A 25,585-nucleotide genomic window follows, 5' to 3' on the forward strand; every position below is an offset into this window, starting at 1 on the left:
CGCCCGACGCGGAATTGTCGTTGTCCGGTCCGACGACGGCTCATGCAGGCCGGTCATCGGGATCTGCACTGGAGCGAGCCGCGCCACAACTGACTCTCCCACAATCTGCGGGTCGCGGCCGCCCTGGCCGAGGCCGGCTACGACTTCCGGCTCGTGCTCGGCGACGGTGGCCACACCCCCAACCACGGTGGCGTTCTCCTGCCCGATGCGCTGCGGTGGCTGTGGCGGTCGACCGACACCTGACCTACGTCATTGTCCTTTCGGGACGTCGGGTGTCGCGGCCAGCAGCAGCGCCGCCCCGGCCGCGAAGACGGCCGCGCCGAGATAGACCGACCCCGGTGACGCGTACGTCAGCGACCAGCCGAACGCCACCCCGGCCGTGATCGGCACGACGGTCTCCGCGACGGCGCCGATGCCCGTCAGCGCACCCTGCACGGTGCCCTGCTCATCGGCGCGTGCGGTGCGGGAGATCCAGGCCTGCGCGGCGACCCCGGCGAGCGAGCCGAGCACCCCGACCCCGCACAGGAAGTACAGCAGCCACGGCACCGACACGAACGCCGTACCGCAGAGCGAGGCGAGACCGAGGAGGCTGCCGAGCACTGCGGCGCGCTTCTCGCCGAGACGCCGCACCAGCGGTCCCACGGCCCGGGCCTGGTAGACCGCACCGGCTAGCGCGGAGACGGCCAGGACGACCCCGATCTGGGTGGTGCCGAAGGTGAACTGGTGGGTGAGGAAGAACGTCCAGGTCGACTGGTGCGTCATCCGGGCGACGTCGGCGCAGAATCGGGCGCGGGCGAGGCGGCCGAGCACCGGTCGGCGGAGGACGGCGGCGATGGCACTGACCGGGTTCGCCAGCCGCAGGGTCAACGGAGTGCTCGGGTCACCGGGACGCGACTCCGGCAGGACGAACCAGCCGTAGGCGACGTTGGCGAAGCAGAGCGCGGCGGCGACCAGGAACGGCAGGCGTACGTCGACCGCGCCGAGCAGGCCACCGAGGAGCGGACCGGCGACGAAGCCGAGCCCGAAAGCGGCACCGATCAGCCCGTACGCGTGCGCCCGCGCCCCGGGTTCCGTGACGTCGGCGAGATAGGCGTTGACCACTGTGTACGTGCCCGCGCAGGCACCAGCGACAGCATGGAACGCAAGCAGGGTCCACGGGCTCGGCGACGCCGCGTGGGCCAACCAGTCGACGCCGAGGCAGGTGAGCGACACGAGCAGGACCGGACGGCGGCCGTAGCGGTCGGACAGCCTCCCGAGCAGCGGCGCGACCACGAACTGGAGCAGCCCGTAGACCGAGCCGAGCAGGCCGGACCAGAAGACGGCGGCGGCGACGTCCTCGGTGACCGACGTCATCAGGGCCGGCACGATCGGCACGATCAGGCCGAGCCCGAGCATGTCCAGTACGACGGTGCCGAGGAGAACGGTGACGGTGGGTGCCCGGCGCATTGCGGCTCCTGAGTGTCGAGAGGGCAGGGCCCCCTCGCGACTCACGGTCTGCCGAAGGCACGGAGGATCAGAATATGTGCGCCGTCAAACCGTTTTCGGCGTTCGTCTCGGGTGTTCCACGCGGGGACGTCCTCGGGTGTAACCGTGGGGCGGCCGGCGGTCGTGGTGATCGATGATGGGTCCGTGGCCGAGACCAGTTCCGCAGTGCGCAGGACGAATCTTCCCGCGTCGAGCGCGGAGGGGGCGTGGGAGGCGCTGGTTCTCGACGTCGGCGAACCGACGCGTCCCGCCCTGCGAATGGAGGCGGCCGGGCGCGGCCTGCTCGTGCTGCGGCGTGACGACGCGGTTCTGCTGCTGGCACGGGTGGCTGACGACCACTTCGGCGTCGCGTACGCCTCGACGGGCCACCACCGCCCGCCGGTGCCACCGATCCGCGCGGCTCGGGCGGCGGCCTTCGGCACCGCCGACACGGGCGGTGCCTGGCACGCGCGGTGGGCCCATCACTTCGCTACCGCGCTGACCGGGACCGACGCAGGCCCGCTGCATGCCGGCCGCTGGGTGATCGGCGGCGACGTCGAGTACCTGAACGTCGGCGCGACACGGCCACCGGCGCCGGTGCCGCTGTGGCACGACCGGGGCTGGATCGACTGGTTCAGCGGGGATCGGCACCGGCAGGTCCTGCCGCTGCGCCCGCTGGCGAACCCCGACGACGGACGGGTCAAGGCGTATCGGAAGCAGTTCCGGGAGGGCGTCCTGCCACCGGTGCTGCTCTGGTGGATCAGCGGCCTCGACTGCCACGTCGTGCTGGACGGTCACGATCGGCTGGCCGCCGCGCTCGCCGAGGACGGACCGCCGCCACTGCTCAGACTCTCCTCGGTGAGCCAGCGCCAGGTCGACGCCGACACGGACACCGCCGTGCGCCGCTACGCGACGACCACCGAGGCCGTCCGACACCAGGTGGCCGCCGGCACGCCCGGCGCGGCGGAGGCCCTCGCCGCCACGCACCGCCGTTTCGCCCGCGAGCTGGGCGGCGTCGGCACCGGTTACGGCACCAGCCGCGCCTGGCCCCTGCGGGGCGGCCCGGCCACGTGGCACCGGCTCGCCGAGGCGCACGCTCCGGACTGGCACGCGGAGATCTCGGCGGCGGACGACGGGTACGGCCGGCGCCCGCCCCCCGACGGGCGCCGACCGCACCTCAGCCCTTGACGCAGATCACCTGCTTGAGCTGGGCGACCACCTCGACCAGGTCCTCCTGCTGCGCCATCACCTCGTTGATGTCCTTGTACGCGCCGGGGATCTCGTCGACCACCCCGGCGTCCTTGCGGCACTCCACACCCGACGTCTGCGTCGCCAGGTCCGCGGTGCTGTACGTCCGCTTGGCCTGGGCCCGGGACATCCGCCGGCCCGCCCCGTGCGAGGCCGAGCGGTAGCTCCAGTCGTTGCCCGAACCACGGACGATGTACGAGCCGGTGCCCATCGAACCGGGGATGATGCCCAGGTCACCGAGGCCGGCCCGGATGGCACCCTTGCGCGTCACCAACACGTCCACCCCCTCGTAGGTCTCCTCCGCCACGTAGTTGTGGTGGCAGCTGATCGGTTCGTCGTAACTGACCTGCGGGAACCGGTCCCGGATCAGGTTCATCAGGACGGCGAGCATGACGGCGCGGTTGCGCCGCGCGTACTCCTGCGCCCACCACAGGTCCCGGCGGTAGGCGTCCATCTCGGGGGTGCCGGCGAGGAACACCGCCAGGTCCCGGTCGGGCAGGTCGGCGTTGTGGGGCAGCCGGCGGGCCACCGCGATGTGCCGCTCGGCCAGTTCCTTACCGATGTTGCGGGATCCGGAGTGCAGCATCAGCCAGACCCGGCCGGCGTCGGCGCCACCCTGTTCCAGGCAGACCTCGATGAAGTGGTTGCCACCACCGAGGGTGCCCAGCTGCCGCTTCGCCCGCGTCTCCAGCTGCGCCACCCGCCGGTCGAGGTCGGTGAAGCGCCGCCAGAAGTCGTCCCAGCCGCGCTGTTCCAGCCCCCGTACCCGGCGCGGGTCCACCGGCTCGTCGCGCTGGGCGAAGCCGACCGGAATGGCGTCCTCGACGGCCCGGCGCAGCCCGGCGAGGTCGTCGGGCAGGTCGGCGGCGGTCAGCGAGGTACGCACCGCCGACATGCCGCAGCCGATGTCGACTCCGACGGCCGCCGGTGAGACCGCCTGCCGCATCGCGATGACCGAGCCGACCGTGGCGCCCTTACCGAAGTGCACGTCGGGCATGACCGCGACGCCGTGCACCCACGGCAGCGCGCCGATGTTGCGCAGCTGCCGCGCGGCCTGCGGCTCGATGGCGTACGGGTCGGTCCACACCCGCACCGGCGCCCGCGTTCCCGCGAGCAGGCTGAAACCCATGGTGATGTTCTCCTGGTTCTGCGGCGAAGCCCGCCGATCATGCACCTGTGGTCGGTCGAATGCAGCTTTTGTACTTGTTTGGCGTGACCACAACTGCATGATCCACGGCCGCGCGGGGCGCGCGTGGCGGGTTGGTGTGAGAGATGCCGGGGCAGCCCCGGATCGGTTGGGGCGGTCGCGGCAACGTCGGCGAATCCGTGCCGGTCAGGGTCTGCCCTGCGGCGACGTGCCGAGCGCCGGGACTACCTGCTGGTCGTCAGGAGGGCGGATCTGCCGGCGAGCGCGACGGCGGGGCACCACGAACAACGACCGACCTGGCTGCGGTTCAGTTCTCGCACGGCATACTCCTTCCGGCTCCCGTCGTGATCGACCTGATGCCGGAAAGGCTAGGGAGGATTCGCCGCGCCCGCAATGGATATTGGCCGGCGACGCCGTCCCGGCTGGCGCAGTCGTGCGCAGGGCGAGGCCTGCCGGCCGTCAAAGGACTGGTCAGGCCGGTGCCGAGTGCTCCCGCTCCTCGGCGACACGGTCCAGGTGGGCGGCGAGTTCGTCGGTGACCAGCAGGTCGGTGCGGATGTCCTCGTGCGGGTACGCGGCCCGACCGACCATGTGTGCCGCGACCGGGGCCGTGGCGAGGGAGAAGGCACCGACCAGCACCAGCGTGGTGATGTCCACCCCGGTGCGCAGCCGCAACGCGCAGCCGACCAGCACCAGCAGCAGCCCGAGCACCTGTGGTTTGGCCGCGGCGTGCATCCGGGTGAGCAGGTCGGGAAAGCGCACCAACGCGATCCCAGCGGCCAGGCTGAGCAGCGCCCCGGCGATCAGACAGATCGAGGCCGCGACGTCGAACGCCACGTCCAGGCTCATTCGCGGCTCCCGTCCGACGGACCCGAGGTGGACGTGTCGTCGCGTCGGGCGGCGAACCGGGCGACGCTCACCGAGCCGACGAAGCCGAGCACGGCGAGGACGACGAGCACCGGCAGCGCGGTGGCGTCCCGGCTGTAGGCCGCCTCCGTGGCGATCGCCGCGACGATCACGGCCAGCAGCACGTCGGTGGCCACGGCCCGGTCGAGGATCGACGGCCCACGGATGACCCTGGTGAGGGTGAGCCCGCCGGCCGCGGCGAGCAGCACGGTGACGATCACGGCGACCGCGCTCATGCGGGTACCCCTTCCCGGTCGGCCGGGGTCTCCCGGACGCGACGCAACTCCTCGGGTGAGCCGATCGCCTCGATGATGCGGGCCTCCAGTTCCAGCACGCCGCGGCGGAACCGTTCGACCTCGTCCCGGCTGGTCACGCCCAGCACGTGGATGTAGAGCGTGCCGGTTCGCCGGTCGGCCTCCAGGATCAGGCTGCCCGGCAGCAGCGACAACGCCTCGGCGGTGAGCGTGAGGTTGAGGTCGGTGTTGACCCGCAGCCGCGCCGCGATGATCGCGCTCCGCGGGGTGTGGCCGACCCGCACGGCCAGCCAGGCGACCTGCGCGGAGGCCACCACGAGGTCGCGCAGGAAATGCAGCCAGAAGCGGAGCAGCGGCAGCGGACGGAGGCGGCCGGCGAAGGTCACCGGCGGCAGCGGGAAGACGGCCAGCAGGACGGCGGCCACCACCAGGCCACCGATGATGTTGGCCCAGGACAGGGTGCCCCAGAGCAGCACCCACACGGCGACCAAGGCGGTCACCGCGACGACCTGGTTGCGTCGCCGGGCCGTGCGGCTCAGCGGCGGACGTGCCGGGTCGGTCGACTCCGTCGACGGATCGGACCTCACGGCGCACCTCCCGGGAAGACGGCGTCGACGTAGGGGGTCCGCCGCAACAGGTCGTCGGCGGCGTCGGTGCTGAGGTCGAACAACGGACCGGCGACCACGGTCAACGCCAGCCCGAGCACCACCAGCGCGAGCGTCGGCGCGATCATCAGGCCGGGCAGCACCGCTCCCGACCGCCCACCGCTCCGGTCGGGCTCCATCGCGCCCTCGGTACGGGCCGCCTCCGCGGCGTCGTCGTCGGCCGGCATGTCCGCGTGCGGCGTCCGCCAGAAGGCCAGATTCCACACGCGGGCGATGGCGTAGAGAGTGAGCAGGCTGGTGACCAGGCCGCCGGCCACCAGGATCCAGGCCAGCGCACCACCGTCGTCGACACCCGCCTGGATCAGGCCGAGCTTGCCGAGGAACCCGGAGAACGGCGGTATGCCGGCGAGGTTCAGCGCGGGCACGAAGAACAACACGGCGAGCAGCGGAGACAGCCGGGCCAGGCCGCCGAGCCGATCCAGGGCGGTGCTGCCGCCCCGGCGCTCGACCAGACCGGCGGCGAGGAAGAGGGTGGTCTGGATGGTGATGTGGTGCACCACGTAGAAGATCGCCGCGGACAGACCGAGCGACGAGGTGAGGCCCACCCCGAAGAGCATGTAGCCGATGTGGCTGATCAGCGTGAACGACAGCAACCGTTTGATGTCCGACTGCGCCACCGCGCCGAGGATCCCGACCACCATGGTCAGCACCGCCGTCACCAGCAGCAGCGTGGCCGTGCGTCCGCCGGGGAACAGCAACGTCTCGGTGCGGATGATCGCGTACACACCGACCTTGGTGAGCAGACCGGCGAAGACCGCGGTGACCGGGGCCGGTGCCGTCGGGTAGCTGTCCGGCAGCCAGGCGGACAACGGGAAGACCGCCGCCTTGATCCCGAAGGCCAACAGCAGCATGCCCTGCAACACCAGGCGCAGGTCGTCCGGCAGGGTGTCCAGCCGGTCGACGAGTTGCGCGAGGTTGAGCGTGCCGGTCGCGGCGTAGACCAGACCGATCGCGATCAGGAAGATCACCGAGGAGAGCAGGCTCACCACCACGTAGGTGGTGCCGGCGCGGATCCGGTTCTCCGTACTGCCCAGGGTCAGCAGGACGTAGCTGGCGACCAGCAGGATCTCGAAACCGACGTAGAGGTTGAACAGGTCACCGGAGAGGAACGCGTTGCAGACACCGGCGGTCAGCACCAGGTAGGTCGGGTGGTAGACCGACAGGGGCGTCTCCTCGTGGCCGTCGGCCATACCCTGCCCGATCGAGTACACCAGCACGCAGAGCGTCACCGTCGCCGAGACCACGAGCATCAGTGCGGCCAACTGGTCGGCGACCAGCACGATGCCCAACGGGGCGACCCAGCCGCCGACCTCCACCACCAGCGGGCCGTGCAGGCTGGACTGCACCAGCAGCGTGGCGGACACCGCCACGGTGGCGGTGAGCACGGTGAGGCTGACCCAGCGCTGGGCCTGCGGCCGACCGAGCAGCAGCAGCGTCAGTGCCGCGCCGAGCAGCGGCATCACCACCGGCAGCGGAACGAGGTACGTCATCCGGCCCGACCCGCCTCCACCACGTTGGCGACCGGCCGGGGATCGCCGGTCGGCTCGCCGTCGCCGTCGTCGGTGCCGCCCTCGGTGTCGGCGGTGCCCGGACCTTCGTCGCGGATCGCGAGATCCATGATCCGACGGTCCTCGACGTCGTCCTGCACCTCGTCGTGCCCGTTGAGATGCCAGCTGCGGTAGGCCAGCGCGAGCAGGAACGCGGTCATGCCGAGGGTGATGACGATGGCGGTGAGGATCATCGCCTGGGGCAGCGGATCGCTCATCTGCTCCGGCTCGGTGGTGCCGACGATCGGCGCGCCACCGGCCCGCCCGCCGGTCAGCAGCAGCAGGTTGACGCCGTTGCCGAGCAGGATGACCCCCATCAGCACCCGGGTGAGGCTGCGTTCCAGCAGCAGTGTCACCCCGGCGGCGACCAGCACGCCGACCACGATCACGTAGGTGAGGTTGGGGGTCACACCAGCTCCCTTTCCCGGATCTCGGCATCCTCGGTCTCACTCTGCCGGTCCATCTCCGCGCCGAGACTGCGCAGGATGTCCAGCACCAGACCGACGACGATCAGGTAGACACCGACGTCGAAGAAGACCGACGTGACGAAGTGGACGTGCCCCAGCACCGGCAGGTGGAAGTCGAGGACCGCGCTCTGCAGGAACTCGCCGCCGAGCAGCATCGCGCCCACCCCGGTGCCGACGGCGACGAACAGCCCGGCGCCGAGCACCACACCGGCGTCGACGGGTGCCGCGCCGTTGAGTTCGGTACGCCCGCCGGCCAGGTAACGAACGGCCAGCGCGAGACCGGCCACCAGGCCGGCGGCGAAGCCGCCACCCGGGGCGTTGTGGCCGCTGAACAGCAGGTAGATGGAGAAGAGCACGATGGCGTGGAACAGCAGTCGGGTCACCACCTGGAGGACCACCGACTGGGCGCGGGTGGTGGCACCGGTGGTCAGCCAACGCGGCCAGGTCGACCCGGCCCGGCCGCCACCGGGAATCTCGGCGCGCCGGTGCAGGTCACCCGAACGCCGGAAGATCAGGCTGGCCACGCCGGTGGCGGCCACCACCAGCACGGCGATCTCACCCATCGTGTCCCAGGCTCGGATGTCGACCAGGGCAACGTTCACGATGTTCTTGCCGCCGCCGTACGACACCGCCTCGTCGGGGAATCCGACGGAGATCGGGACGGCCTGACGGGAGCCCGTGGCGACGTACGCCATGCCGGCGGTGACCGCGCCCACCGCGATCCCGATCGCGACGCGACCACGCCGGCTGGACCGGATCGGCCGCTCCGAGAACGTCACCGGCAGGCGGCGCAGCACCAGCACGAACATGACGATGGTGACGGTCTCCACCAGGAACTGGGTGAGCGCCAGGTCGGGTGCGCCGTGCAGGATGAACAGCAGCGCGGTGCCGTAGCCGGCGACGCCGACCAGAATCATCGCGGTGAGTCGGCGCAGGGCCCGGGCCGCCAGCACCGCCGACACGATCACCACGGCGGCGGCGACCCCCTGCAGGGGGCTGTCCCAGACGTGGAACCGCTGCGGCCAGGGTGCCCCGATCAGCAGCGCCCCACCGGGCAGCAGCACCAGCACCACCAGGATGACGCCGAGGTAGAAGGGCAACGAGCCACGTTGAGTGGCACCGGTCAGCTCCACCGCCAGCCGGTCGACGGCACCGACGACCCGCGTGTAGCCGGTCGCGCTGTCGAAGGGCAGCCGCAGCGTGGCCCGCACCCGTTCCCGGCGCAGCAGGTGGAACAGCGCGGCACCGCCGGCCACCGCCAGCACCGACAGCCCGAGCGCCGGGGTCAGCCCGTGCCAGAGCGCCAGGTGGTAGCCCGACTCGGCGCCGGGAAACCGGTCTGCGTACGGGGCGAGCAGCCGGTCCACCGCCGGGGCGAGCAGTCCGGCCGCGACCCCGGCGACGGCCAGCGCCGCCGCCGGGGCGAGGAAGGGCCAGGACACGGCCGTCACCTCGGCGGGCGGGACGCCCGGCTTGCCGGCGAAGGCTCCCCAGAGGAACCGCAGCGTGTACGCGACGGTCAGCGCGGAGCCGAGGACCACACCGGCCAGCACCACCAGCTCGGGCCCACCGCCGTGCAGCAGCGCGTCGACGGCGGCTTCCTTCGCGACGAAGCCGGCCATCGGCGGCAGGCCGGCCATCGAGGCCGCCGCGAGTCCGGCGACCACGGCGAGCGTCGGCGCCCGTCGCCCCAACCCGCTGAGTTCGCGCAGGTCCCGGGTGCCGGCGGCGTGGTCGATGATCCCGACGGTGAGGAAGAGGGTGGCCTTGAACAGCGCGTGGGCGAGCACCATCGCCGCACCGGCCAGGGCGGTGTCGCGGGTGCCGGCGCCGAGGATCACCATCAGCAGGCCGAGCTGGCTGACCGTGCCGTAGGCCAGCAGCAGCTTGAGGTCGGTCTGCCGCAACGCCGTCCACCCACCGAGGAACATGGTGATCAGGCCGGCGGTCAGCAGCACCGGCCGCCACGGGGTGACCTCGGCGAGCGCCGGCCCCAGCAGGGCGACCAGGAACACGCCGCCCTTCACCATGGCGGCGGCGTGCAGGTAGGCGCTGACCGGCGTCGGTGCCGCCATCGCACCCGGCAGCCAGAAACTGAACGGGAAGATCGCCGACTTGCTGAGGGCGCCGAGCAGGATCAGCACCACGGCGACGGTCAGGTAGCCGCCACCGGGCAGGTTCCCGGCGATCTCGGACCAGCGGAAACTGCCGGCGTGCCGGCCGAGCATGACGAACCCGGCGAGCATGGCCAGGCCGCCCAGCGTCGTCACCAGCAGGGCCTGCATGGCGGCCCGCCGGCTGGCCCGCTTCGCCGGGTCGCTGCCGATCAGCAGGTAGGAGAAGACGGTGGTCAGTTCCCAGAACACGTACAGCAGCAGCAGGTCGTCGGAGACCACCAGGCCGAGCATCGCACCGGCGAAGGCGACGAAGACGGCGGCGAAGCGGCCGAGGCCGGGGTCGTCGGTGCGGAAGTAGCGGGCGCTGTAGGCCAGCACCAGCGCGCCGACCCCACCGACCAGGACCACCATCAGCCAGGACAGCGTCCCCATCCGGAGAGCGAGTTCCAGCCCGAGTCGCGGCACCCACGGCACCGTCTCGACCACCGGCACACCGTCGCGTACGCCGGTGGCGCGGGTGAGCGCCCAGATCAGCGTCGCGCCCGGTGCCAGCGCCACCAGATAGAGCGCGTTACGCCCCCAGAGTCGCACCAGACCGGGAGCGATCACGGCTGTCAGCGCATGGACCGCCACCAGTGCCAGCACGCACCCTCCCCAGAGATCATCAGCCGGTGTAACGACCCTATCCGGTGACGCCCGTTATCCGCATGCGTCGTGATCCTGGTCAAAGGCGGACGCGCTGGTCGGCGGTCACTCCCTGCCGACGCGGCGGAGTCGTCGGTCGTCACGGTCGATGCGCAGCTCCCGTTCGAGTTCGACGATGAGCGTCCGCAGGTCGTCGAGACGTTGACTGATCGCGATCCGGTCCACCTCGTCGGGCACACCGTCCCCGTCGGAGTCGTAGCCGGGGTCCAGCCCTTCGGTCATCTCCAGCCGTCGGGCCTCCTCCATCGAGTTGACGAAGACCGCGACCAGGATGTTGAGCAGCAGGTTGACGGTGATCACCACAAAGCTGGCGTAGTACAGCACCGTCCAGGGCGAGAACTCCATCCCCTGCTCGATGAGGTCGGGCAGCGTCTCCAGCGACAGCAGCACGAACAACGTCAGCAGCGAGCGGCCGATGTCTCCGTACTGCTCCGGATATGCCTCGCCGAAGATCAACCAGCCGGCCATGCCGTAGACGTAGAGCGTCACCACCGCCAGGGCGAAGAAACCACCGATGCCGGGCAGGCTGCGCCACAGCGCGGAGACGATCGTGCGCAGGCCGGGTGAGAACCGCACCAGCCGGACGATCCGCAGCACCCGGATCACCCGCAGCAGCGCCGAGTCGCCGTGCAGGCCGGGGATGAAGATCGCGGCGATCACCAGGAAGTCGAAGACGTTCCAGCCGTGCCGGAAGAAGTCCTGCGGGCGGCGACCGTAAGCCAGCATACGGATGCTGATCTCGACGACGAAGACCGCTCGGAAGGCCCACTCCAACGCCCGCAACGCGGTGCCCGCCGGGCCCAGGTCGGGGTAGGTCTCCAGGCCGAGCACGACGCCGTTGGCGAGAATGACCCCGACCATGGCGATCTCGAAGGAGCGGGACGCGGCGAGTCGGGCACAGCACCCGAACAACCTGCTGGTACGCGCCCGTCCACCTCGCGGAGTCGGCACCGGTGCACCGCTCATCGTGCGACCGGCCCCGGTGCGGACACCGGGGCCGGTGCGGCCGCCCACCGTGCGTCGGCGGTGTGCTGACGTACGGCATTCATGAACGACAGCGTACGGGCCGACGCCGGCCGCGCTCAGCCGCCCAACCGGCGCACCATGTTCATCACCGTCTCCACCTGGGCACCACCCTTGATCGGGTAGTTGGTGGCGCCGAGGTAACCCCACCAGTCCCAGCACCCGTTCGGGTTGCCGGGACTGGTGATGGCCTGGGGGTACAGCACGATCGTGGCGTTGGTGTCGGCGTACTGGTTCAGGTTGGCCCGATCCACGAAGGCGGTGCCGACCCGGCTGTGCCCCTGGAGGCAACCGTGCAGCGCCACCAGCAGCCGGCAGCTCGCGCCCGAGGCGCAGGAGGACGGGACGTAGGCGAAGCCGTTGGCGTCCATGCTCAGGCCGTTGGCCCAGCCGTTCACCGCGAAGCTGTTCTGGTTGAACCGCACGAGCGTGCCGCCGAGCGGTCCGGTGTTGGGCGACTGGACCGACCCGAACAGTTTGCGCAGGAAGGTGCGCTGCGGGTCGGTGCCGCAGTCGTTGAGGTACGGCGCGGTCGTGGCCGTGCAGCCCACCGTCCCGTAGGGCGTGACCCAGCCGTGCCCGGCCGAGGAGCCGCTGTCGTACTGCACGCTGGCACCGAAGTGCTGCTGGTAGCGGACCAGGTCGTCACTGACCGACCGCTTCACCGTGCCGTCGGATCCACCGTGGAACACGTAGACCGGCTCGCCGGACAGCCCGCTGACCGGGTCGACCCAGCCGTATCCGGCCCAGGTCCGGGTGTACGACTGCAACGCGCTCAGATACGTCGGGTAGATGTTGTCGCCGCAGCCGTACAGCGCCTGCGCGACATTGTTCTGCGCGCAGTAGTAGGGGCCGGCGGCGAACAGCGCCGCTCCCCTGATCCGCTGCGAGTAGGCCACCTGGAGCTGGCCGGCCAGGTAGGCGCCGGAGGAGACCCCGGCGACGTACACCCCCGAGATGCGGTAGGTCGACAGGCTGCCGGACACGGGGGTCTTGGTGTGCGGGGTGGCGGCGGCCTGGGCCGGCATCGCGGGCGTGAGCAGCAGGGCCGCGACGGCGGCGGCGAGCAGACGCGAGACAGGTCTGATCATGACGCTCCCTGTGGTTCGGTGAGCGCCGGCGGTGGTGTCGGCGTACGGCGACGCTAACGTGACCTGCGTCACCGCCGACATGACCGCGACCCACACGTCACCGGGCCGCACAGTGGTGCCGATCACTGTCGACGGCCCCCCTTCGGTCTCCGCTGCGCCCTGTCGCCGCGATCAGTCCACGACGCCGAACTGCGACCACACCTGGACGCGCTCGGTGACGTGGTCCCGCCCGCCGAGAGCACCACGCACCTCGGCGGTGAACTCGGCCCGGCCCGACGCCGAGGGCAGCCGCTCGGCCGACATGGCGGAGAAGACCCCGCCGACCATGTCCTCGACGGTGAGCTGCGCGTCGTACCGCACAAACGACTCGGCGTACCGGTAGCCGGCCCGGACGAGAGCCTCCTGGTTGAGCCGGCGACCTGTCTCGTCGGTCTGACAGGTGGCGGTGACCGGATGCCCGAACAGCCGTTGCAGACAGTCGCGCAGCACCACCGACCACTCGGCGTCCTGCGCCCACAAGGGAGCACCGTTGGTGATCACGGCGATACCGCCGCCGGGACGCAGCAGGTGACGGGCGTCGGCGAACAGCGTGTCGCGGTCCATGAAATGGACGGCGACGGCGACGGTCAACGCATTGATCGTCCGCGCACCGAGCAGCCGGCCCAGCGTGGGCAGATCCCGGTCAGCGCCGAGCACCCAGGTGACATTGACGCGCTTCTCGCGGTGGGCGGCTTCGCGGGCCTTGGCCAGCATGTCCGGCTCGGGGTCCATGCCGATGACAGTTCCCACCCTGGCGGCGAGCGGAAGAGTCAGCTGGCCGGTGCCGCAGCCAAGGTCGAGCACGGTGTCGTCGACGTCGAGCTGGCATGCGGCGATCAGGGCGTCGAGCACCTGGGGCGGGTAGCCGCGCCGGTGCCTCGCGTAGTACGCCGCCACCTCACCGCTGAAGTCCGCCCTCACCTCGCCAGCCTGCCCGCGACACCAGACGCGACGCCAACCATTCTGCCCTCGGCAGAGACCGCCCCACCCTCGAACCATCCAGACGAGATCTTGGAAATTTTCCGTTTCGCGCTAACGAAAAATGTCCAAGATCTCGTATTCGCGTCTCAGCTGTCGGGACAGGAGAAGCCGCTCGGCCGGTCTATCCACGTCGCACTCGTAGACGGGCACTGTGTTCGGTGTCAGCCGGCCGAGGAACGGGTTACCGGCAGGTCGAAGTAGGCGTCCGGCCAGGGTTCGTCGCGGTAGCGGAAGTGCCACCACTCCCGGTCGTAGCCGACGAAGCCAGCGTCGGTCATCAGCTGCCGCAACTGCCGCCGGTTCTCCCGGGCGGCGGGAGCGATGCCCTGGGCGTCGATGTGCGACAGCGGGTCGAAGCAGTCGAAGCCGGTACCCATGTCGACGCTGTTGCCAGCGTGACGTCGAGCGGCGCAGGCCGCCATTGGCTGTGCCGGGCGAGATGGAGCTTGCTCGACTGCCGATAGGTCGACAAGCGTGACGTCGACGGTGCTGCCGCGGCTGTGCGAGCTGGGAGCACCGAGGTAGCCGCGGTCGATGAGTTCCGCCTTGGGCACCCGAGGGTAGAACGCGGCCTTCGTGAGGTCCTGGTCCGGCTGCCCGGCCCAGTGCAGGAAGTCGTCGGTGGCCCGCTGCGGGCGGTAGCAGTCGTACACCTTGAGGCTGCGGCCGGCGGCGATCGCCGTGTCCTGCACCCGGCGCAGCGCCTCGGCGGCGCGGGCGGTGAGCAGGCACAGCGGTTCCCGGTAGCCGTCGACGCGGCGGCCGACGAAGTTGTCTGCGGTGGCGTACCGGATGTCGGTGAGAATGCGATCGTCGACATCGGACAGCACGACGAAACCCGGCGACACCGATGGCGACGGTGGTGATGGTGTCGGCTCTGGTTCGTCGCCCCGTCCGCAGCCACCGGTCACCAGCGCCAGCGTCGCCGTCAGACCGAGGGCGAGGGTGCGCGGCGAGGTCACCTCACCGCCGGCCGGTGCGCGTCGCGGCGGTGCGGTGCCGCCCGCGACGGCGGCCGACCAGACCGCCCGCGAGCAGCGTCATCCCGATGGCGAGGCCGATCAGGGAGGCCGACCGCAGGCGACCGGCCAGGGTCGCCGCCTGCGAGGTCTCCGCGCCGGACGCGCCGCCGGGCAACGCCTGCGGGGGTACGGCGGCCGGTGGCGCCGAGCCGGTGGCCGCGCCCGGGCTCACCAGCACCCCCACCGAGGCCGCCGAAGGCAGCTCGAATCCCCAGTCGAGCAGGGCCGCGCCCTGTTGCCAGCCCCGCTTGTCGATCACGTCCGCGCCCAGCAACGTCACCACGAGCCGCCGTCCGTTCCGCTCGGCGATGCCGACGTAGGTGTGCCGGGCCAGATCGGTGTAGCCGGTCTTGCCGCCGAGGGCGCCGGGATAGTGGTAGAGCAGCTGGTTGTCGTTGTCGATGGTGAAGCCCTTGGCGCGTTGCCTCGGCTGGGCCGGGACGGTCGCCTCCCGGGTGGCCACGTAGCGCCGGAAACGTGCGTCGTCGAAGCAGGCCCGGGTGATCAGAGCCAGGTCGTACGCGCTGGTGAACTGCCCGGGACCGTCCAGCCCGGAGGGGGTCGCCGCGTGCGTCTGGTACGCGCCGAGCCGTTTCGCCTGCTCGTTCATCGCCCGTACCCCGCCGGCCATGCCGTCCGCCCCGCCACCGAGGCGGGCCAGCGCGTTCGCCACCTCGTTCCCCGAGCGCAGCAGCAACCCGAGCCAGAGCGTCTCCACCCGGTACCGGCCGCCCGCCACCAGCCCCACCGCGGAACTTCCCGGTTCGATGTCGAGGTCACCGGCGGTGATGGTGACGACGTCGGACGGATCGAGTCTCGGCAGCATGGTCGCGGCCAACAGCAGCTTCTGCACGCTGGCCGGGGTGGCGTACTCGTGCGGGCCGCAGCCACCCAGCACGTCGCCGGTGTCCAGATCCGCCACCAGCCACGAGGTGGCGGCCACCTTCGGCGGCTTCGGCACGCCCGCCGGCACGACCAGACCGGAGGTGGCCAGCCGGGGCCCGCCGACGGCCCGCTGCACCGGGTCCGGTGACGGCGCCGCCGCAGGTGTGGGGCCGGGAGCGGGCGGCGCTGGACGCGGACACCGCACCGCCGCCGCCTGGGCGTCGGCGACCGGTACCAGAGGCGTCGTCAGCAGCGCGGCAGCCACCGCCACCGTAAGTGCGGAAGCTCTCACAATCAGCGACACTATCGGGTGAATTCCGACCAGTCCCGCAAATCGACCACCACTGCGGCCCGGATCTTGGACCCGGGCAGCCCTCATGAGGGCGGTTTCGCACCAAGATCTGTTCGGCGCGGGCGTCGGGCGGCGAGGATTGCCAGGGTGATCGCGAGCGCTCCGACGGCGAGCGCCACGAACGTTCCCGCGCCCGGCCCGCCGGTGGCCGAGGCGGTGCCGGCCGCCTGGGCGGAGGCGGTGCCGACCCGCGGCTGGTCGAGCGGCGGTGCCACCTCGACCGGCCCGGTCACCGTAGGTGACGGAGCGGCGTCGAGCTCTCCCGGCTCGACCAGCCGGCCGACGCTGGTCCGCCGGGGCAGCGCGAAGCCCCAGTCGAGCAGCGCGGCACCCTGCTCCCAGCCGCGTTGCGGCCGGGGCTCGGCGCCGAGCAGCGTGACGACCAGTCGGCGACCGTCCCGCTCGGCCGCGCCGACATAGGTGTGCCGCGCGTAATCGGTGAAGCCGGTCTTGCCGCCGAGGGCACCGGCATAGCGATATACCAGTTGGTTCTCGTTCTGGATCTCGAAGCCCCTGCCCCGCACCGCCTTCTGCGCCGGGATGCGGGCGCGCTCCGTGAGCGCGTACCGCCGGAAGGTCGGATCGGCGAAGCAGACCCGGGCGATCAGGGCCAGGTCGTACGCGCTGGTGAACTGGCCGGGGGCGTCCAGCCCGGACGGGGTGACCGCGTGGGTCTGGTACGCGCCGAGCAGTCTGGCCTGCTCGTTCATGGCCCGCACCCCGCCGGTCACGCCCTCGGCGCCGCCGCCGAGGCGGGCCAACGCGTTCGCCGCCTCGTTGCCGGACTGCAGCAGCAGCCCCAGCCAGAGTGTCTCCACCCGGTAGCGACCGCCCGGCAGCAGCCCGACCGCCGAGCTGCCCGGTGCGATGTCCAGGTCTTCCCTGGTGACCGTGACGACCTGCGCCGGATCGAGTTTCGGCAGCATGGTCGCGGCGAGCAGCAGCTTCTGCACACTGGCCGGGGTGGCGTACTCGTGTGGACCGCAGCCACCCAGCACCTCGCCGGTGTCCAGATCCGCCACCAGCCACGAGGTCGCCGTCACCCTCGGTGAGGTCGGCATTCCCGGCGGCACCACCAGACCGGGGGTGTCCAACGCGGCTCCGCCGACCACCCGGTGCGCCGCGACGGATGGCGGTGGTGTCGGCCTCGGCGACCGGGCCACCTTCGGTGCCACCGCCTTCGGACAGGGCACGGTCGTCGGGGCCGACGTCGCGGGCGCCGACGGGGGTAGCGGTGGCGCGGCGGCGGCCGGCCGAGCGACCGAGGTGGACGATCTGGAACCGACAGTGATCACCGCAGGACCGGGAGTCACCGCCGTGGCCAGGGCGGCGACGGCGGCGCAACCGGTGGCCAGGTCCCGGACTCTCATGAACACGCAGACTAACGGCAGGATCGTCGGTGTCGCCCACCCCCGCTCGGCCGGCTCGGGTCGGACGTTGGCCGCGATCGTCGCCGCAGATCGTTGAACCGATCGCGCCCACCCCCCGTATCCACGACCGAACACATGAAACGCCCGGACCTGCGGCGGGAGCGCTCCCGCGCGGCTCGGTCCGATGTCACCCGCGAGGGTCCTCGGCATGCGGGGCGGGGCCGGCCGCCGCCGCCGAGCGTCTTTCCGGGCACCCCTTTGCGCACCAGCCGACGGGCCGACCCGTCGGGCGGTCAATCATGAGGAGAGAAGCATGGTCAGGCGTACGCAGCAGCACCGTAAGCACGCTGCCTTGAAGCTCGGTGGCGTCGGTGTGCTGGCGGTGGTGCTCCTGGGCGGTGGTCTGACGCTGGCCTCCGCCGACGACGCGGCCGAGCCGCAGACGGCGAACTGCCCGACGGTACGGGACAAGCTGTCAAACGTGCCCGCCGCCGCCGTCGCCGGGGTGGAGCAGGAACTGGCCAACCTCGACAAGCAGATCGCCGAGGCGAACGTCCGCCTCGCCCAGCAGGCCGCCAACCCCCAGGGCGGCCCCGCCTTCATCCAGAACGCCATCCTCGGGCCGCTGGCCAGCAAGCGGACCGCCGCCCTCGATCGCATCGGCATCAACATCTCCCGTGTCGGTGGTCAACGCCCCGACCTCGCCAGCCTCGCCCCCTGCGGCCTGAACGCCGCAGGGGTGCCCAGCGCCGTCAACGGCAACGCGGGCAACGGCAACGCCGGTAACGGCAACGCGGGCAACGGCAACGCGAGCAACGGCAACGCGGGCAACGGCAACGCGGGCAACGGCAACGCGGGTAACGGGAATGCGGGTAACGGGAATGCGGGGGCCGGGGTGGCACAGCGGGTGAACTGCCCGACGGTGGCCGACCGGCTGCCGGCGGTGCCGGCTCAGGCCGCCGCGGAGGTACGGCGGGAACTCGCCAACCTGGAGAGCCAGATCGCCGACGCCAACGCCCGCCTCGCCCGGCAGGCGGCCAACCCTCAGGGCGGCCCGAACTTCGTGCGCAACGCCATCATCGGCCCGCTGGAGGACCGGCGCGTCGCGGCGATCAACCGCATCGCCACCGCGATCGGTCGGGTCGACGGCAACCGGCCCGCCGATCTGGTCAACCTGGCCAGGCCCTGCTCGGCGCGCTGACGACCTGAGCCACCCGGAGCAGCTAGACGAGTGGTTCGCCCTCGAACACCACGTTGACCGAGCCTCCGCTGGAAGATCGCCTTCAGGCGGTGATGTCACTCAGACCGGAACATGTCGTCGTGACATCACCGCCTTCGGTCCAGGTGCCTGGCCGAGCGGTGTCAGCCGGCCAGCTGGCACAGATAGTCGTGCAGGATCGCCGAGGCGGCCAGCCGCCGCCGGCTGCGACGGTGCAGTTCCTGCTCGCGGCGGGCCAGCTCGGCCCGAACCCGCTGCGGGCTCCCGGTGGTCCGCATCTCGTCGAGCACCGCCGTGATGATCTCGAACGGGTACGCGCCCCGGCGCAGCAACGCCACCACCTGGGCGGCACGCTGCTCGGCCTCGTCGTACACCCGGTAGCCGGTGCCCGCCTCGCGGACCGGGCGCAGCAGGCCGCGCGCCTCCCACAGACGCAGTTGTGAGGTGCGGACCCCGACCAGATCGGCGACAACCCCGACGCGTACCGCCCGGCGGGGTACGGCGGTGGGCCGGCGTGGACTACCGACCACCGTCTCGAACGCGCCGAGCACCATCCGGATCTCGGCCCGTTCGCGGTCCAACTCGGCGTGTCCGGCGTCCAGCGACGCCAGCGCCGTCGGCAGGTCACCCCGGTGGACCGCCGTCATGATCTCCCGGGTACGCGTCCAGCCGTGCCCGTCGGCCACCGACCGGGCCACCGCCAGGGCCCGCGCGTGCGCGTCGGTGAAGATCCGGTAGCCGCTCGGGGTGCGCTCGACCGGAGGCAGCACGCCGAGGTCGACGTAGTTGCGGACCTGCTGTACGGAGACACCCGCCGTCGCGGCGAGATCCACCGCACGCAACCGTCCACTGCCCCGACGATCCACCACCGCCTCAGTCTAGCCTCCCATGTCGTTTGAGACTTCTCGTCATCTATCGGGCTGACCAGTGCCCAGTTTGCCGAGAAAGTCTCCACAAGCACTTGAATGAGACAATTGAACCCGGCCAGGCCATCGGAAGCCAGTTCCCGGGCGGGAGTCCGTCCACGATCTCGCGAAGGGTTCGCATGCAGCAGTCAGCAGGGTCCGCCGCCGACAGTCACGACGTCATCGAGGTACGCGGGGCGCGGGAGAACAACCTCGACGCCGTCTCGGTCGACATCCCCAAGCGCCGGCTCACCGTCTTCACCGGCGTGTCCGGTTCCGGCAAGTCCTCACTGGTCTTCGGCACCATCGCCGCCGAGTCCCAGCGGCTGATCAACGAGACCTACAGCGCCTTCCTCCAGTCGTTCATGCCCAACCTCTCCCGGCCCGACGTGGACTCGCTACGCAATCTCACCCCGGCCATCGTGGTCGACCAGGAGCGGATGGGCGCCAACTCGCGCTCCACCGTCGGCACCGCCACCGACGCGTACGCGATGCTGCGCATCGTGTTCAGCCGGCTGGGTGACCCGCACGTCGGCGGGGCCGGCGCCTTCAGCTTCAACCTGGCCGAGGGGATGTGCCCCACCTGTGAGGGCCTGGGCCGGGTCTCCGATCTCGACGTCAACGAACTGGTCGACGTGGAGAAGTCGCTCAACGACGGTGCGATCACCGTGCCGAACTTCGCCGTCGACACGTGGTACTGGCAGACCATCGTCGGCTCCGGCCTGTTCGACCCGGACGTCAAGCTCCAGGACTTCACGCCGCAGCAGTGGCAGGACCTCCTGCACAAGCCCGCCACGAAGATCAAGGTGGGCGGCACGAACCTGACCTACGAGGGTCTGTTCGTCAAGGTGCGCCGGCTCTACCTCGCCAAGGACCGGGAGTCCATGCAGCCGCACATCCGGGCCTTCGTCGACCGGGCGGTCACCTTCACCACCTGCGCCGACTGCGGAGGAACCCGGCTGAACGCGGCGGCGCTGTCCTCCCGCATCGCCGGCCGCAACATCGCCGAGTGCGCCGCGATGCAGATCAGCGACCTGGCCGGGTTCATCCGCCGCATCGACGACCCGTCGGTCGCCCCGTTGACCGGCAACCTTCGGGAGTTGCTGGACTCGCTGGTCGAGATCGGTCTGGGATATCTCAGCCTCGACCGGGAGTCGGCCACCCTCTCCGGTGGTGAGGCGCAGCGGGTCAAGATGGTCCGGCACCTCGGTTCCAGCCTCTCCGACATCACGTACGTGTTCGACGAACCCACTGTCGGCCTGCACCCGCACGACATCGCCCGGATGAACGACCTGCTGCTACGGCTGCGGGACAAGGGCAACACGGTGCTCGTGGTCGAGCACAAGCCGGAGACCATCGCGGTTGCCGACCATGTGGTCGATCTCGGTCCCGGTGCCGGTGCCGCCGGTGGCCGGATCTGCTACACCGGGGACGTGCCCGGCCTGCGCCGCTCCGACACGCTCACCGGTCGGCACCTGGACCACCGGGTACGGCTCCGGGAACCGGTCCGTACGCCTCGCGGGCACCTCGCGATCCGGCACGCCGATCTGCACAACCTGCGCGACGTCAGCGTGGACATCCCGCTCGGTGTGTTGACCGTGGTCACCGGCGTGGCCGGCTCCGGCAAGAGCTCCCTGGTGCACGGCTCACTGCACGGCCGCGACGGTGTGGTCGTCGTGGACCAGGCCCCGATCCGTGGCTCCCGGCGCAGCAACCCGGCCACCTACACCGGCCTGCTCGACCCGGTACGCACCGCCTTCGCCAAGGCCAACGGGGTCAAGGCCGCCCTGTTCAGCGCCAACTCCGAGGGCGCCTGCCCCACCTGCAAGGGCATCGGGCTGGTCTACACCGACCTGGCGATGATGGCCGGCGTCGCCTCCGTCTGCGAGCAGTGCGAGGGTCGCCGCTTCACCGACGAGGTGCTCACCTACCGGCTGCGCGGGCGCACCATCAGCGAGGTGCTCGGCATGTCGGTGGCCGAGGCCCGGGACTTCTTCCCCGGCGGACCGGCCCGGACCATCCTGGACCGGATGGCCGGCGTCGGGCTGAGTTACCTCACCCTCGGCCAGCCACTGACCACCCTCTCCGGCGGCGAGCGACAACGGCTCAAGCTGGCCATCCACATGGCCGACAAGGCCGGCACCTACGTGCTGGACGAGCCGACCACCGGACTGCACCTGGCCGACGTCGACCAGCTGCTCGCGCTGCTCGACCGGCTCGTCGACGCCGGCAACACGGTGATCGTCATCGAGCACCACCAGGCGGTGATGGCACACGCGGACTGGCTGATCGACCTCGGACCGGGTGCCGGTCACGACGGCGGTCGGATCGTGTTCACCGGCACCCCCGCCGACCTGGTGGCGCGCGGCGACACGCTCACCGCCCGCCACCTGCGGGATTACGTGGCCGGCTGAACGCCGCCGGAGCCGGTGGCGCCCGCCGACCGGCTCCGGCCCCCCGTCGCCCGACCGGGGTGCTCCTGCCGCGTCGACGCCGCGGAGCTACGCATCCCGCCGGCCCCACCACCACACCGCCGGTCGGGCTCGTCAGACCGCGGACAGCCGGCGCAGCCAGCGCCGTTGCCAGGGTGTCTCCACCGCGTCCGGCCGGTAGGCGGCGCGTACCCAGTCGACCGCGTCCTCGGCGGGCAACCCGTCGAGGACGGCCAGCGCCGCCAAGGCGGTGCCGGTCCGTCCCGTGCCACCCCGGCAGGCCACCTCCACCCGCTGGCCGGCGTACCCGCGACGCAGCGCCTCACCGAGCGCGTCCAGCGCGTCCGCCCGATCCAGCGGAACCCAGAAGTCCGGCCACCGGACCCGCCGGTACGCCCAACCGGGCACCGGCCCGGCAGCGAGCAGCAGGCTGAAGTCGGCCGGTGTCGCCGGGTCACCGATCCGGCGGCCCCGCATCCGGACCCCGCCGGGCAGTTCCACCACACCGGCCCCGTCCGCCCAGTCCGATCCGCGCACCACACCTCCTCGCCGGCAAACCGCGACGTCCGGCGACGCTGCGGCGTGTCGTCCGCACCGGGGCTGGCCGGAATCAGCGCCGGGGTTCCCGGTCGGTCCGTTCGTGGCCGTCCGACCAGACGCTGCGGTAGATGGTGCCCCGCCCGTCGGGATCCGGCACCCCGGTGGGCGTCGAGTCGGTCAGGCCGGCGCCGCTGTCGTTCGGCAGCAGTCCGCCGGCTCGACGCGAGCGGCGCAACCGGGTGACGACGAACCAGACGACACCCAACGCCGTGGCGGCGATGACCACGTTCTGCAGGATGCCGGCGTACCCCTCGACCAGGTGCCAGTTGTCGCCCAGCAGGTAACCGGCCATCACGAAGGTGGTGTTCCAGATCAGGCTGCCCAGCGTGGTGTAGACCGCGAAGGTGAGCAGCGGCATGCGTTCCACCCCGGCCGGAATGGAGATCATGCTCCGGAAGATCGGGATCATCCGTCCGAAGAAGACGGCCTTGACGCCGTGCCGCAGGAACCACTCCTCGGTCCGGTCGATGTCGCTGAGCTTCACCAGCGGCAGCCGCGCCGCGATGGCCCGCGTCCGCTCCCGGCCCAGCGCGGCGCCGACCCAGTAGAGCGCGAGGGCGCCGAGCAGCGAACCGAGTGTCGTCCAGAAGATGGCCCCGATGACGTTCATCCGCCCCTGCGCCGCGACGAACCCGGCGAGCGGCAGGATCACCTCGCTGGGAATCGGCGGGAACAGGTTCTCCAGCGCCACGGCCAGCCCCGCACCCGGGCCACCGAGCCGCTCCACCAGGTCGGTGACGAAACCGACCAGGCCGTCCTCGGGTGGTGCGGACTGGCCGACGACCGAGGGCGAGGCGTACCGGACATGCGTCATGTCCTACACGCTACGAACCGCACCTGAGAGTCGGCGCACCGGCGTCGACTTTCCGGAACTAGGCTGCGCGCATGCCCCGCCCTCCGCTGACCGTCGCCGTCGCCCAGCCCCCGTGCGTGTCGTACGACGTGGCGACGAACGTGGCGGCGCACGCCGCGATCGTCCGTGCCGCCGCGACCAGGGTGGTCGTCTTTCCGGAGCTGTCGCTCACCGGCTACGAACTCGACGCCGCGCCGGTCGACCCGGCGGATCCGCGGCTCGCGCCGCTGGTCGCCGCGTGTACGGCGGCAGGGACGGTAGCGCTGGTCGGCGCGCCGGTGGCCGGGGAGCACATCGCCACCCTCGCCGTGGACGGCACCGGGGTCCAGGTGGCGTACCGCAAGATGTGGCTCGGGGACGTCGAGGCCCGCCGCTTCCGCCCCGGACCGGCACCGGTCGTGCTGGACGTCGACGGCTGGCGGATCGGCCTGGCGATCTGCAAGGACACCGGGGTCGTGGCGCACGCGGAACAAACCTGCGCTGCCGGCGTCGACGTGTACGCCGCCTCGATCGTCGACGCCGCCGCCCAGGCGCACGTGCCGGATCAGCGGGCGCTGCGGATCAGCACCACCCACCGGGTCGCGGTCGCGGTCGCCAGCTTCGCCGGCGCCACCGGCGGCGGCTACACCGAGACGGCCGGACGATCGGCGATCTGGTCGTCGGACGGCTCGGTCCTCGCCCGCGCCGGGACCGCGCCGGGTGAGTTCGTCCAGGCGACCCTGACCTGACCGTCCGCACCGACCGGCTGCTGGCCGGTGCCGGACCGTTCAGCCCTGCGGCAGGGTTTGCTCGAACCGGTCCAGCACGTCGTCGACCCGATCGGCCAAGTCGGCGGGAAGCCGACCGCGGTCCACCTCGTCGTCGAGCCGTTCGCGCAGATCCTCCAGTCGCTTCTGCTGGTCCTTCGACCGGCTCCCGACCAGTTCGGTCAGCTCCTTACGCAACCGGTCGGCGGCCTTCCGCTCGATCTCGCCGGTGAGCTGCGCCTCGGTGAGCAGCGCGATGAGTTCGACCGCCGCCCCCCGCAGGCTCGCCGGCTCCGGTGGATCGGCCGGCGAGGTCTCGGCGGGTCGTGGTGCGGCCGGCGCGGCGGAGGTCGGCCGATCGGCCGAGGGTGTGGTGGGGGTGGCCGTCGGCTGCCCGTCGCCCCGGTCGCCGAGGACGAGCGCCGCGCCCAGGCCCAGCAGCAGGACAAGTGCGAACGTGACGAGCGCACCGGTGGGCGGGCCGGTGGGTCCGCGCCGGCCCGGCGGCCGTCCGGGTGCCGGCCGGCCGCGGGCCCGCAGTGGTCCACGGGACGCGGATCGTGGCGCGATGCCGGACACGACGGCCGGGCGGTCCGCCGGCTCGATCAAGGTCGGCGGATGGTGGCGCACCGGCCGGGTGGTTTCCTGCGGCTGCTGCCCGCCGCCGCTGACGACCGGCCCGTCGACCGTGGCCGGTGCCGCCGGACCGGAGGCGGCGGCACGCAACCGGGTGGCCAGTCGTCCGGCCGTGGGACGTCGTTCCGGATCAGGGTCGAGGCAGGCCAGCACCAGCTGGGCGAGATCCGCCGGCAGGCCCGGCACCCGTGGGAGTGCCACGGCCGGCCGGTCGGCATGCACCCGGACCGCGTCCGACCAGCTACGCACGGGCAGCGGCACGTCACCGGTGAGGGCGCGGTACAGCAGCGCGCCGAGGGCGTACACGTCGCTGGCCGGATGGGGCGGGGCGTTGCCCAACCTCTCCGGCGCCAGGTACGCGGGCGTACCCATCAGGGCGCCGCCGGCCGGTCGCCCACCGGGCGTGGGCGCCCCGGCGAGTGCGGCGATGCCGAAGTCGAGCACCTTGGCACCGTCGTCGGTGAGCATGACGTTGCCCGGCTTGACGTCGCAGTGCACCACGCCGAGGCGGTGCGCGGCAGCCAGCGCGCTGGCCACCTCGGCGGCCATCCGCAGGGCCGGCCGCCAGGGCAGCGGGCCGTCGGCCAGCCGGTCGGCGAGATTCCGCCCGTCGACCAGCTCCATCACCAGGTACGGCACGACGCTGCCGTCGGTCAGAGCCGCCTCGCCGTAGTCGTACACCTGGGTCACGTGCGGGTGAGCCAGGCGTGCCGCCGCACGGGCCTCCCGCCGGAGGGTGGCCCGCAGGTCCGGGTCGACGGCGAACGTCCCGGCGAGGACCTTCACCGCGACCGACCGGCCCAGGACCTCGTCGTCGGCGCGCCACACCTCGGACATTCCGCCGAGGCCGACGCGGTCGTGCAGCACGTAGCGGTCGTGCAACCGCAGGCTGGGGGTGAACGGCGACATGG

The 25,585-nt window shown here is 71.7% G+C and carries 22 protein-coding genes and 1 pseudogene; 5 read left to right on the forward strand and 18 right to left on the reverse strand.

What is annotated here, in order from left to right:
- Nucleotides 1-42: 42 nt before the first annotated feature.
- Nucleotides 43-243: pseudogene (locus O7597_RS31850) on the forward strand (esterase family protein); the annotation flags it as partial.
- A 6-nt stretch (nucleotides 244-249) separates the two neighbouring features.
- On the opposite strand, the gene O7597_RS28705 reads toward O7597_RS31850, so the two are convergent.
- Nucleotides 250-1,446: an MFS transporter gene (locus O7597_RS28705; RefSeq protein WP_281581297.1), complete on the reverse strand. Its 1,197-nt coding sequence runs from the start codon at nucleotides 1,444-1,446 to the stop codon at nucleotides 250-252.
- A gap of 183 nt (nucleotides 1,447-1,629) precedes the next feature.
- On the opposite strand from O7597_RS28705, the gene O7597_RS28710 reads away from it, so the two are divergent.
- Nucleotides 1,630-2,652: a hypothetical protein gene (locus O7597_RS28710; RefSeq protein ID WP_281581298.1), complete on the forward strand. Its 1,023-nt coding sequence runs from the start codon at nucleotides 1,630-1,632 to the stop codon at nucleotides 2,650-2,652.
- Here O7597_RS28710 and O7597_RS28715 read toward each other — a convergent pair.
- The 13 genes from O7597_RS28715 to O7597_RS28775 all read right to left on the reverse strand — a co-directional run bounded on the left by O7597_RS28715 (nucleotide 2,642) and on the right by O7597_RS28775 (nucleotide 17,283).
- Nucleotides 2,642-3,841: an RtcB family protein gene (locus O7597_RS28715; RefSeq protein ID WP_269742766.1), complete on the reverse strand. Its 1,200-nt coding sequence runs from the start codon at nucleotides 3,839-3,841 to the stop codon at nucleotides 2,642-2,644. The genes O7597_RS28710 and O7597_RS28715 overlap by 11 nt on opposite strands.
- Before the next feature lie 489 nt (nucleotides 3,842-4,330).
- Nucleotides 4,331-4,708, reverse strand: coding sequence for a monovalent cation/H(+) antiporter subunit G (gene mnhG / locus O7597_RS28720; protein WP_269741817.1), 378 nt, complete (start codon nucleotides 4,706-4,708; stop codon nucleotides 4,331-4,333).
- Entirely contained in the window at nucleotides 4,705-5,001 is a 297-nt protein-coding gene (locus O7597_RS28725) for a monovalent cation/H+ antiporter complex subunit F (RefSeq protein ID WP_269741818.1), read from the reverse strand. Before O7597_RS28725 ends, mnhG begins: the two co-directional genes overlap by 4 nt.
- The gene (locus tag O7597_RS28730) at nucleotides 4,998-5,606 is read right to left on the reverse strand and encodes a Na+/H+ antiporter subunit E (RefSeq protein ID WP_269741819.1); all 609 of its coding nucleotides are present in this window, start codon (nucleotides 5,604-5,606) and stop codon (nucleotides 4,998-5,000) included. Before O7597_RS28730 ends, O7597_RS28725 begins: the two co-directional genes overlap by 4 nt.
- The gene (locus O7597_RS28735) at nucleotides 5,603-7,174 is read right to left on the reverse strand and encodes a Na+/H+ antiporter subunit D (protein WP_269741820.1); all 1,572 of its coding nucleotides are present in this window, start codon (nucleotides 7,172-7,174) and stop codon (nucleotides 5,603-5,605) included. The genes O7597_RS28730 and O7597_RS28735 overlap by 4 nt, the downstream gene beginning before the upstream one ends.
- Entirely contained in the window at nucleotides 7,171-7,641 is a 471-nt protein-coding gene (locus O7597_RS28740; RefSeq protein WP_164449795.1) for a Na(+)/H(+) antiporter subunit C, read from the reverse strand. Before O7597_RS28740 ends, O7597_RS28735 begins: the two co-directional genes overlap by 4 nt.
- Nucleotides 7,638-10,460: a Na+/H+ antiporter subunit A gene (locus O7597_RS28745; RefSeq protein WP_281581299.1), complete on the reverse strand. Its 2,823-nt coding sequence runs from the start codon at nucleotides 10,458-10,460 to the stop codon at nucleotides 7,638-7,640. Before O7597_RS28745 ends, O7597_RS28740 begins: the two co-directional genes overlap by 4 nt.
- 105 nt (nucleotides 10,461-10,565) lie before the next feature.
- Nucleotides 10,566-11,471 carry an ion transporter gene (locus O7597_RS28750; protein ID WP_281581300.1) on the reverse strand — a complete coding sequence of 302 codons (906 nt, stop codon included), beginning with the start codon at nucleotides 11,469-11,471 and terminating at the stop codon, nucleotides 10,566-10,568.
- 131 nt (nucleotides 11,472-11,602) lie between these two features.
- A complete protein-coding gene (locus O7597_RS28755) occupies nucleotides 11,603-12,634 on the reverse strand; it encodes a PHB depolymerase family esterase (protein ID WP_281581301.1) in 1,032 nt (343 codons plus the stop codon).
- 171 nt (nucleotides 12,635-12,805) lie between these two features.
- Nucleotides 12,806-13,594, reverse strand: coding sequence for a class I SAM-dependent methyltransferase (locus tag O7597_RS28760; protein ID WP_281581302.1), 789 nt, complete (start codon nucleotides 13,592-13,594; stop codon nucleotides 12,806-12,808).
- A gap of 221 nt (nucleotides 13,595-13,815) precedes the next feature.
- The gene (locus tag O7597_RS28765; protein ID WP_281581303.1) at nucleotides 13,816-14,616 is read right to left on the reverse strand and encodes a M15 family metallopeptidase; all 801 of its coding nucleotides are present in this window, start codon (nucleotides 14,614-14,616) and stop codon (nucleotides 13,816-13,818) included.
- A gap of 1 nt (nucleotide 14,617) precedes the next feature.
- Nucleotides 14,618-15,832 (reverse strand): serine hydrolase, encoded by a 1,215-nt coding sequence (locus tag O7597_RS28770; RefSeq protein WP_281583340.1) that lies wholly within the window; start codon nucleotides 15,830-15,832, stop codon nucleotides 14,618-14,620.
- Between the two features lie 104 nt (nucleotides 15,833-15,936).
- A complete protein-coding gene (locus O7597_RS28775) occupies nucleotides 15,937-17,283 on the reverse strand; it encodes a serine hydrolase (protein ID WP_281581304.1) in 1,347 nt (448 codons plus the stop codon).
- Between the two features lie 313 nt (nucleotides 17,284-17,596).
- On the opposite strand from O7597_RS28775, the gene O7597_RS28780 reads away from it, so the two are divergent.
- A complete protein-coding gene (locus O7597_RS28780; RefSeq protein WP_281581305.1) occupies nucleotides 17,597-18,484 on the forward strand; it encodes a hypothetical protein in 888 nt (295 codons plus the stop codon).
- Nucleotides 18,485-18,645: 161 nt separating this feature from the next.
- On the opposite strand, the gene O7597_RS28785 is transcribed toward O7597_RS28780, so the two are convergent.
- On the reverse strand, nucleotides 18,646-19,371 hold the full coding sequence (locus O7597_RS28785) for a MerR family DNA-binding transcriptional regulator (RefSeq protein ID WP_281581306.1): 726 nt from the start codon (nucleotides 19,369-19,371) through the stop codon (nucleotides 18,646-18,648).
- Nucleotides 19,372-19,547: 176 nt separating this feature from the next.
- On the opposite strand from O7597_RS28785, the gene O7597_RS28790 reads away from it, so the two are divergent.
- Entirely contained in the window at nucleotides 19,548-21,821 is a 2,274-nt protein-coding gene (locus O7597_RS28790) for an excinuclease ABC subunit UvrA (RefSeq protein ID WP_269741830.1), read from the forward strand.
- 132 nt (nucleotides 21,822-21,953) lie between these two features.
- Here O7597_RS28790 and O7597_RS28795 read toward each other — a convergent pair whose 3' ends face one another.
- Both O7597_RS28795 and O7597_RS28800 read right to left on the reverse strand, forming a co-directional pair.
- Nucleotides 21,954-22,376, reverse strand: a complete 423-nt coding sequence (locus tag O7597_RS28795; protein ID WP_281581307.1) for a protein-tyrosine phosphatase family protein — start codon at nucleotides 22,374-22,376, stop codon at nucleotides 21,954-21,956.
- Between the two features lie 73 nt (nucleotides 22,377-22,449).
- Nucleotides 22,450-23,253, reverse strand: a complete 804-nt coding sequence (locus tag O7597_RS28800) for a DedA family protein (RefSeq protein WP_269741832.1) — start codon at nucleotides 23,251-23,253, stop codon at nucleotides 22,450-22,452.
- A gap of 71 nt (nucleotides 23,254-23,324) precedes the next feature.
- Between O7597_RS28800 and O7597_RS28805 the strand changes: the two genes are divergently transcribed.
- Nucleotides 23,325-24,020 (forward strand): carbon-nitrogen hydrolase family protein, encoded by a 696-nt coding sequence (locus O7597_RS28805; protein ID WP_269741833.1) that lies wholly within the window; start codon nucleotides 23,325-23,327, stop codon nucleotides 24,018-24,020.
- A gap of 39 nt (nucleotides 24,021-24,059) precedes the next feature.
- On the opposite strand, the gene O7597_RS28810 is transcribed toward O7597_RS28805, so the two are convergent.
- The gene (locus O7597_RS28810) at nucleotides 24,060-25,583 is read right to left on the reverse strand and encodes a serine/threonine-protein kinase (protein ID WP_269741834.1); all 1,524 of its coding nucleotides are present in this window, start codon (nucleotides 25,581-25,583) and stop codon (nucleotides 24,060-24,062) included.
- Between the last annotated feature and the right edge of the window lie 2 nt (nucleotides 25,584-25,585).

This window comes from Verrucosispora sp. WMMC514, assembly GCF_027497295.1.
Lineage (GTDB): Bacteria > Actinomycetota > Actinomycetes > Mycobacteriales > Micromonosporaceae > Micromonospora > Micromonospora palythoicola.

Bases quoted from the DNA above. Each gene is read 5' to 3' on its own strand.
- O7597_RS28775 (WP_281581304.1), bottom strand. From the start codon at position 17,283: ATGAGAGTCCGGGACCTGGCCACCGGTTGCGCCGCCGTCGCCGCCCTG.
- mnhG (WP_269741817.1), bottom strand. From the start codon at position 4,708: ATGAGCCTGGACGTGGCGTTCGACGTCGCGGCCTCGATCTGTCTGATC.
- O7597_RS28705 (WP_281581297.1), bottom strand. From the start codon at position 1,446: ATGCGCCGGGCACCCACCGTCACCGTTCTCCTCGGCACCGTCGTACTG.
- O7597_RS28715 (WP_269742766.1), bottom strand. From the start codon at position 3,841: ATGGGTTTCAGCCTGCTCGCGGGAACGCGGGCGCCGGTGCGGGTGTGG.
- O7597_RS28755 (WP_281581301.1), bottom strand. From the start codon at position 12,634: ATGATCAGACCTGTCTCGCGTCTGCTCGCCGCCGCCGTCGCGGCCCTG.
- O7597_RS28790 (WP_269741830.1), top strand. From the start codon at position 19,548: ATGCAGCAGTCAGCAGGGTCCGCCGCCGACAGTCACGACGTCATCGAG.
- O7597_RS28805 (WP_269741833.1), top strand. From the start codon at position 23,325: ATGCCCCGCCCTCCGCTGACCGTCGCCGTCGCCCAGCCCCCGTGCGTG.
- O7597_RS28735 (WP_269741820.1), bottom strand. From the start codon at position 7,174: ATGACGTACCTCGTTCCGCTGCCGGTGGTGATGCCGCTGCTCGGCGCG.
- O7597_RS28725 (WP_269741818.1), bottom strand. From the start codon at position 5,001: ATGAGCGCGGTCGCCGTGATCGTCACCGTGCTGCTCGCCGCGGCCGGC.
- O7597_RS28810 (WP_269741834.1), bottom strand. From the start codon at position 25,583: ATGTCGCCGTTCACCCCCAGCCTGCGGTTGCACGACCGCTACGTGCTG.
- O7597_RS28780 (WP_281581305.1), top strand. From the start codon at position 17,597: ATGGTCAGGCGTACGCAGCAGCACCGTAAGCACGCTGCCTTGAAGCTC.
- O7597_RS28800 (WP_269741832.1), bottom strand. From the start codon at position 23,253: ATGACGCATGTCCGGTACGCCTCGCCCTCGGTCGTCGGCCAGTCCGCA.